General features: G+C 29.6%; 9 protein-coding genes. 1 reads left to right on the top strand and 8 read right to left on the bottom strand.

Features of this window, described 5'->3' with window-relative positions; genetic code table 11:
- Positions 1 to 308, top strand: a 308-nt coding sequence (locus I4U58_RS10980; protein WP_195931391.1) for a CDP-alcohol phosphatidyltransferase family protein, incomplete at its 5' end; no start/stop codon positions are given.
- 39 nt (positions 309 to 347) lie between these two features.
- Here I4U58_RS10980 and I4U58_RS10985 read toward each other — a convergent pair.
- The 8 genes from I4U58_RS10985 to I4U58_RS11015 all read right to left on the bottom strand — a co-directional run bounded on the left by I4U58_RS10985 (position 348) and on the right by I4U58_RS11015 (position 8592).
- The gene (locus I4U58_RS10985; protein ID WP_195931392.1) at positions 348 to 1289 is read right to left on the bottom strand and encodes an ROK family protein; all 942 of its coding nucleotides are present in this window, start codon (positions 1287 to 1289) and stop codon (positions 348 to 350) included.
- A 63-nt stretch (positions 1290 to 1352) separates the two neighbouring features.
- The gene (locus I4U58_RS10990; RefSeq protein WP_195931393.1) at positions 1353 to 3371 is read right to left on the bottom strand and encodes a molybdopterin-dependent oxidoreductase; all 2019 of its coding nucleotides are present in this window, start codon (positions 3369 to 3371) and stop codon (positions 1353 to 1355) included.
- A gap of 97 nt (positions 3372 to 3468) precedes the next feature.
- Entirely contained in the window at positions 3469 to 5436 is a 1968-nt protein-coding gene (locus I4U58_RS10995; RefSeq protein WP_195931394.1) for a sodium:proton antiporter, read from the bottom strand.
- Positions 5437 to 5537: 101 nt separating this feature from the next.
- A complete protein-coding gene (locus I4U58_RS11000) occupies positions 5538 to 6239 on the bottom strand; it encodes an alpha/beta fold hydrolase (protein WP_195931395.1) in 702 nt (233 codons plus the stop codon).
- Positions 6240 to 6326: 87 nt separating this feature from the next.
- On the bottom strand, positions 6327 to 6851 hold the full coding sequence (locus tag I4U58_RS11005; protein WP_195931396.1) for a GNAT family N-acetyltransferase: 525 nt from the start codon (positions 6849 to 6851) through the stop codon (positions 6327 to 6329).
- Between the two features lie 420 nt (positions 6852 to 7271).
- A complete protein-coding gene (locus I4U58_RS14330; protein ID WP_330605518.1) occupies positions 7272 to 7472 on the bottom strand; it encodes a hypothetical protein in 201 nt (66 codons plus the stop codon).
- Between the two features lie 34 nt (positions 7473 to 7506).
- Positions 7507 to 7725 carry a hypothetical protein gene (locus I4U58_RS14335; protein ID WP_330605519.1) on the bottom strand — a complete coding sequence of 73 codons (219 nt, stop codon included), beginning with the start codon at positions 7723 to 7725 and terminating at the stop codon, positions 7507 to 7509.
- A 159-nt stretch (positions 7726 to 7884) separates the two neighbouring features.
- Complete coding sequence (locus I4U58_RS11015) at positions 7885 to 8592, bottom strand: flavodoxin family protein (RefSeq protein ID WP_195931397.1); 708 nt, start codon at positions 8590 to 8592, stop codon at positions 7885 to 7887.
- Positions 8593 to 8614: the final 22 nt, after the last annotated feature.

An 8614-nucleotide genomic window follows, 5' to 3' on the forward strand; every position in this document is an offset into this window, starting at 1 on the left:
TTTTAATTTATTTAAATCCTAAAAAATTATTATTTATATTTATTTATATAATTTGCGGAATTTTAGATGTATTAGATGGGTTTATCGCCCGAAAATTTAATGCAACAAGTAAACTTGGGGCAAAATTGGATAGTATACCTGATATGATTATGATTTTTGTTATTTTATTTAGATTCGTACCTACTATGGGTTTAAATTTATTTATGATTTTCATAGTTGCTACTCTAACTGCAATTGAAGAAATTTTAATAGATTTAACTATGGATTCTTTGGATTTAGATAGAAAATTTTATTTTAATATAAAGTAAGTCCGAGAAATTATAAAATAACTCGGACTTATTTTTATTTTATTGCCCTAATATTGCAGCTCCAATTATTCCAGCATCATTGCCTAAAGTAGCTATTACAATATCTGCAAACTCCTCTTCTTTATAAACAAGATGCCCCCTTACCATCTCTTTTAATCCATCTAAGATAATATCTTCTGATTTAGATACGCCTCCACCTATTGCGATTATTCCTGGATCTAGAGTATTTACTATATTTGCTATTCCTTTAGCTAGATAGCTTTTGAATCTATTTATAACTAATATTGCTACTTCGTCATTTTGTGCATATGCATCAAAAATCATCTTTGCATTTATATTAGATAAATTATTTTCACACATAGCTAGTATTGAACTTTTATATCCTTCTTCCAGAAGTTTTTGAGCATATTTTATAATTGCTGTAGCTGAGCAGTAACTTTCAAAGCAACCTTCATTTCCACAGTTGCATTTATACCATCCATCTCCAATAATCATATGCCCTATTTCAGAACCAACACCATGAACACCACTAAACGGTCTTCCATTTATAATAATTGCTCCACCTACTCCAGTTCCCAACGTAAGAACAACTGATGTGTCTGTATCTTTTGTACTTCCAAACTTACTTTCTGCTAGACCTGCAACAGTAGCATCATTGTCAGCAAAAACATCAAATTGTGGAAAACTTTCTTTTAATTGTTGTATAAAGTCGACTTTTTTCCAATTTAAATTTACACAATTCGCCTTACCATGTCTGTCTATATAACCAGGTATTCCAAATCCTATAGATTTAATTTGCCCATGTTCTATATGATTTTCGTTTATTATATTTTCAATTGCAAATTTAATGTCTGCAATAATTTTATTAAATCCACCTTTTACATCTGTCTCACATGTACTTCTATAAAGAATATCGCCTAGTTCGTTTACTACTCCTATTTTTATTCCTGTTCCTCCAACATCTACGCCTATACTATACATAATATTTCCCCTTCTAGTTAATTTTTTATTTTGTTATTCTCTCTAATTATTTTAATGCATTTTTTATTGATATACTAGTTTTTCTGACTTTTTTATTTCTACAGTGTTTGAATTTAATGTTGTAGCTTCTCCAATATCTGATAATCTATCATCATGAAGTGCATTTACTAATTTGCCATTTATCGCAAAATCCATATTATACACACCTTCTGCTATGACAGTATTTATCGCTACTGTATCAGTTATTTCTGCAATGAATCCAACTTCACCTAGATTATTGAAACAAATTATTTCATCCCCATCTTGTATATTTCTCTCTAGTGCATTTTTAGAATTTATCTTAACTTTTATTTTTCCCCTTTGTTTTATCACTTTATCTTTTTCTAAAAATATAGAGTTTAATGTTTCACAGCTTGGAACAGCGACTAAATTTAGTGGATATTCCTGTCCTATATTTTCTATATATCGTGGAATTCTTTCTTCCATTTCGTCATTTATAATTTTTATTTTGCTTGATTTATTTTTTATATCTAAACGGTTTTCAAATGGAGTTGAAACTGCTCCTCCGCTTCTTAAAATATCTTTTTGAGTCTTATCTAAGTCGTCTACTTTTTCTAATGATTTTTGAATTAATTCATCAAAAATTTCTCTTTCTGTTTTATAAAAATAATCGTCTTTATAACCCATGTATTTTGCAAGTAAACTGAAAGTTTCCCAGTTACTTTTGCACTGAGACGGCGGTTGTATAATCTTCTTTGCAGTTGCTACAGTACAATATCCATAAGAAGTATATACATCATCTTGTTCAACAGAAAAAGTAGCTGGTAATATTATATCTGCATATTTTGCTGTATCAGTTATAAACCTTTCATGTACTACTGTAAATAAATCATCTCTCATAAGTCCTCTAATCATTTTATTTTGATTACTGATAGATCCTACTGGATTTGATGCATATACAAATACACTTTTTATTGGATTTTTTTCGTCTACTAAGGCTGATGAAACTTGATTTAGATTTACCATCCTCGCATTATTTTCTCTAAAATCTGGGCGAGCAACTATATCTGTATCTATATATGATGAAGATGTCGGTGATGTCCCACATATACCTCCACCAGGATATTTTATAGCTCCTGTAAAGATTGATAATATTGTTATAAGTCTAACTGTCATTCCCCCATTTGTATATCTAGAGTTTCCACTTCCAAGAATAATGGCTGGTGATTTTGCACTTGCATATTCTCTTGCTAAATTTATAATTATATCCTTTGGAATACCAGTTATACCCTCTGCCCACTCTGGTGTATATTGTTTTAATGTTTCTTTAAATTCTTCGTATCCTTCTGCTTTTTCCAATAAAAATTGTTCATCTTGTAGATTTTCCTTAACCATGACGTTCATCATAGAAAGTGCCAATGCCCCATCTGTCCCCGGTTTTATTAATATGACTTGGTCGCAGTAGCCTTGCATTGGTTTTGAATAAGTTTCTATAAGAACGACCTTTTTGCCTAATTTTCTCGCATTAATAATGTCTGGCAATGCTTGAATACGCGTTGCCTTCATGTTGCTTCCCCAAACTATATAGTAGTCACTATCTTTTAATTCTCTTGGATCTAATGCACCAGTATTACCCATAACAGAGTTATATCCCGCCACTTTTGCTGATGAACATAATGTTTTTATCAGAGAACATGCACCCATTTTATTAAATAATGCATCTCCACAATTTCTATGAATTACACTCATAACTCCAGAATAATAAACTGGTAAAATTGCACTTGGTCCATCTTTATCTATGATTTCTTTCCACTTGTTAGTTATTTCTGTTAATGCTTCTTCCCATGTTATTTCTTTAAACTCGCCTTGTCCCTTTTTTCCGGTTCTTTTTAACGGCGTTAGGATTCTATCATTTGAATGAATAGATTCTTCATAATTTCTCATCTTTCTACAAATTACACCTTGTGTTGCTGGATGATTTTTATCTCCCTTAACATTTATTATCTTTTTGCCATCTGTTTCTACAATTAAGCCACACGACGTTGGACAGTCATATGGACATATTGTCTTTTTAATCTGCATTGTAAATATTCCCCCTATATTATGTCTGTATATTATTGTGTTTTAATTAAAAAATTTAATTTTTATACATTCTAACATATTTCCAATTATTTATAATCTATTTATTTATATAAATCATTTCATCATAAGAAACTTGTTCTCTCAATTCACTTGCAACTTTTGCAGAAATCATATTTCCTTCTAGATAATCTTGAATAAGCGTAAGTTCTATCGAAAATGCTTTTGAGTAGTAAGTTCTTATTTCTTTATAATCGCCTTTAAAATCGTAGTTATGGTTGTCTTTTCCCATTTTTCTTTCATAGTACTCTATCATAAACGACATATCATAATATTCTTCGTTGTTTATATTTTTATTTAAATATTGTAATATTCTCTCACAGACAGTTTCTTTAATAAAATCAAATTGTTTCATAAACTCATTAAAGTACTCTGTAGAGTTATAGTTACTTTTTTTGTATAATCTTTTTAATTTCTTTTTAATAAGCCATATCTTAATCTCTGCAATAAATGAGCTCAATCTTTTCCTGTTGTATTTACTATATAATTTATAAAATTCGCCGACTTCTTTTGATACTTTTCCTTCTCGCACTATCTCATCGACAATATTAATCTCCATTTCTGTAGTGAAATTAAATATTTCTTGTATTTTATTTTTTTCTGGTCTAGGTGAGCTTTCTTCTTTTAGTATGCTCATTTGCCCTCTCAATGTTCTAAGTACAACTCCAAGGCTTTTGTAATTGGTGTCATTCATAAGCAATTCTAATTGTGAAATTGTATAAGTTATTATATTAAGTCGCGCACTTTCAAAATCATATTTACTTTTATCTTCTTCTTTTTTATTTAAAACTAAAGGGAAAAATATTGCTGGCACAATTAAACTTATTAGAATTACTATTGTTGCTATAAATATTAAATCGTTTTTTGATAAAACATCTTCTGGAATTTTGTCAGGTATTGATAATGCTGTCGCCAAAGTTATTGTCCCATGAACTCCACTAAGAGCAAAAATACTTCTGTATAAGTGTTTACTTATGTTTTCTTTTTCCAACTTAAATGTTTTAGGATTAATCATAATCCATACATATCTAAGACCTATTACGATAAAATAAAGTAATATTGCTATTAAGATTAACTCCCAAAACATAGATTTATTTTCTTTCATTATCCCTTTGATGATTGATGGGATTGATATTCCTAGGATTATACTTACTAATCCCTCTAAAACATATTCAACCACATCCCATGTAATATTTGATATAACTTGTAACTTGGTAGATTTGAGATTTAATAAATGTTGTTCTACTATATGTACCATTCCAGCTACAATTACTGCTAATATCCCAGAAACATGAGCATAATCTTCTGCAATAATATATACAATAAACGGTGTTATCAACTGTATGATAACCATCATTGGTGGATTTTCAAAATCTTTTCTAGTTATATAAATTCTAAGTTGAACTATAATAACTCCTAACACAAAACCGACTACTATTCCTCCAATTATTATAAATAAAAATTCTGATACATACTCACTAAGCGAAAACTTTCCTGTTAGGCTAGCTGCAAGTACAAAATCAAACATTACTATTGCGATAGAATCATTAAACAACGACTCTCCTTCCAATATTGCTAGTATACCTTTTGGAAATTTAAATCTAGAACTTATTGATTTTACAAAGTTTACGTTTGTTGGGATAGTCATAGCTGCTAGTATAAATATAATTGTCAGTGGAATTGAGTGAATTATAATCTTCATAAATACTCCAGTAACTAAAATCGTTATAATCACTAGTGTAAATGATAAAGAAAATATTTCATTTTTATGTTTTTTTAGCTCATCCTTAGATACATGTTGCGCCTCACTGAATATAAGCGGTTTTATGACGATTATCATAAACAGTTCAGGTTCTAGCTCAAATTCTTTAAAAAATGGTAGAAAAGAAATAATACATCCCATAAATATCTGAATAAAAATCAACGGTACTTTTTCGAGTATTTCATATAATATATCCGATATGGTTATTGCCAAAAGCATCGCTATAATTGCATATAATAGTTCCATAAAACCCTCCCTTTGTTTTTTCTTTTAGTATTTTCCAAAAAGATTGTTTTATATTCTAAACTAAAAAGCCCCTTATTTTTATTTAAAATAAGGGGTTAATGTTATTTTATAAAGTTTAGTATTTCATTTGTAGTTTGATTCCATTGTTTTTCACTAGAAATCTTTGATTTATTATCGCCTGATTGCTCTCCATAGTTTCCGAATTGAGCGTGATTTCCACCGTCTATTATAATTTCTGAAAGATTTTTTGCCATTCCTATAGAATCTTTATATTTTTCTCTATTTAAAACTCCATCTTCACTTCCGTAAATTGATAAAACAGGAATATCTAGTTCCTTTGTTGGATAAGCTGCTAATAAAACAACGCTTTTTAAGTTATCTTGATGTTTAGCTGCATATGATGCCGCCATTGCACCTCCTAGTGAATGTCCTCCAATGTACCAGTTTTCGATGTTATTAAATTTAGACATCACTTTATCCGCCGCATTAGAATTAAGAACTGCTAAGTTAAATGGCATCTCCACAAGTACTACACAAATACCTTTTTCTGAAAGACTTGTAAGTATTGGCTCGTATGATTTTGCCTCTACCTTCCCTCCAGGATAAAATATAAATCCTGTTTTGCTATTGGTATCTCCATATACTGTATAATTGTCTTGTTGTTTAATATCAACATTTGAAACTTCGTAGTCTTTTGCATGATAATAATCTGATGCATAGATATAAAATCCAGCCGAACATACTAATATCAATGTCAATAAACAAATTACAATCTTCTTTAAATAAGATTTCTTTTTTGTCATATATTTCTCCCAAAAATTATTTTTACTATTATCAATACTCTATTTTATCACGGATTTTATTCAGTACAATTCTTTTCTTTAATTTTTTTAATTGTCGATCCAGTAAATTTGTATTATCTTATTATCTATATAAGTATATTCTCCTGCTAGCTTTCCTCCACATTTTACAATAATCTTTCTCGAGCCTTCATTCTCCTTATAACAAGCTAACATAACTCTTTGAATGTTTATCGTTTTTGCATATTTAAGTGCCATTTCTAATATTTTTGTTCCATATCCTTTTTTTCTTTCTGATGGTCTAACGCTATATCCTATATGACCTCCGAAAAGAGCTAAAAATTTGTTGATGTGGTGTCGTATATCTACCATACCTATAATTCTTTGGTCAGTTTCTCTTATAACGAAAAATGTACTTGCCTCTACCCAATTTTCATCTACAGTCTCTGGATTAGAACTTTTTTCGATATGTTTTATCCAATCTTCATAATCAAGTTTATCTAATAATGCACTTCCATTTATTATTTCTTCCCCATTATCAAAATGCTCTTTTTTATACTCTAATGCCTTTTCTTTTAAGTCGATTGTTGGTTTTACTAGTATTAAATTATCCATAACCTCCCCCCATTAGATTAATCTTTTATCTTTTGCTTCTATTATTTATTAATTAAATAAAAAGCATTTTTATTCCTATTATAGCTTAATATTTAAAACTTTTCTTTTAAATTAATCTTAAATTATTTTTTGCAAAACAAAAGAATCTACTTAAGTTCATACAATTAAGTACAAATATAAGTAGATTCTCAAGATGTAAAACAATTACCGTCGGTTACAATTGATAGACTGCACCCGACCTTACCTGTCTTTTGGTCCATCCTCGCTTATGGCTTCTGGCGGAGCATCCTTAGTATGGATGCTGTGGTTACTACGTGTTTTCATCACATTTCACCTCCTGCATCTGTATTTGCTTTACACTAATATTATGTCCTGTGATATTTTTTATATACAAATTTTTAATGTTTATTTTTTCCATTTTTAATTTATTTCTATTAATTCATATTCTCTGCTTCCAAGTCCTAATTTAGATGCTGCTTCTAGTGTAAGATATCCATTTCTAGATTCCATTCTTTCTATTAAAGATGCTTTTCCTTTATCAGATGAATTAACTACAGCATCTACACAAGCTTGGTCAACTGCAACTGGATCAAGTGACGCAAATATTCCTATATCGTCCATTTCTGGTTCTGCTGGATTTGCATTACAATCACAATCAACAGATATATGCAGTGTTGCACTCTACTATTGTTCCATTTAATTTTGATACTAAATCTTTGATTAAATTTGAATCTAAGAAATTGTGTCCTCCAGCTTCCCCAGTTGATATTTTTACAGCTACTTTTCCTTTTAATTCAGTATTTAATGCTTCATAGATCTTGATTAATGATTTTGGTGTTATTTCTTTAGTGAAATAAACTTTTGATTTTGACATGTTACCCCTTCTTATTATACTTTAAATATAGCATTGTTATATTTGTTAGAATTAAATTCTATTAGATTAAAATAAGAATTAAGTTTGATTTTTATACTAATAAAATTGTAATACTTAGAGTTAACTCCAAGTCAACAAATTTATACTATTTTTATTATATTATTTCCATGGACGTACATTTTTTATCCAACCTTGCTCAATCCACCAATCCTTATCTTTAGGATTCCAACTTGCACTTGGTGATGCTTGCATTTTTCTAAATATATAAAACATAATTTTCCCCTTTAAACTAGCTTTTGGTTTATTCGCTCTTTTCTTTACTTTTAATGCGATTTTTTCTGACTTTTGTTTTAGCTCAGCCTCTTTTTTAGATGATATCGTCGAAATATTTAATGCATTGCTTATGAAAGGAAATTTATATACTTTGGGAATTCCCATCCATTTAAGTTGTTTTGCCATAGATTTTACAGTATTATTTGCTGGTGCACCTGCTGATGAACTTATAGTAAGACCTACCTTTGTAAACATCTTGCCATATGGTCTATGAGTAATCCATCTGTATGCAAAATGATCCATTAAATTTTTTAGATTTCCGCTCATCTCCATAACATAATTTGGACTATCTAAGATTATTATATCTGATTCTTCCACAGATTTTATTATCGGTTGTACTTTTTCTGCCCCTGGGCAAAACTCTTCCCCTTTAAGAAAACACATATTGCACCCAATACAAAATTCTGGTCCATCTTTAGGTAAAAAAAATTCATATACCTCATCCTCTTTACCTACTAAAAAATCTAATACATTTTTAGTCATTGTATAAGTAACACCTTTATGAGATTGCCCATGTATAACTGTAATTTTCAATATAATCCCCCCAATTAAGATC

Origin of the sequence: Clostridium sp. 1001270J_160509_D11, from assembly GCF_015667935.1 — a bacterium.
Classification (GTDB): domain Bacteria; phylum Bacillota; class Clostridia; order Peptostreptococcales; family Peptostreptococcaceae; genus Intestinibacter.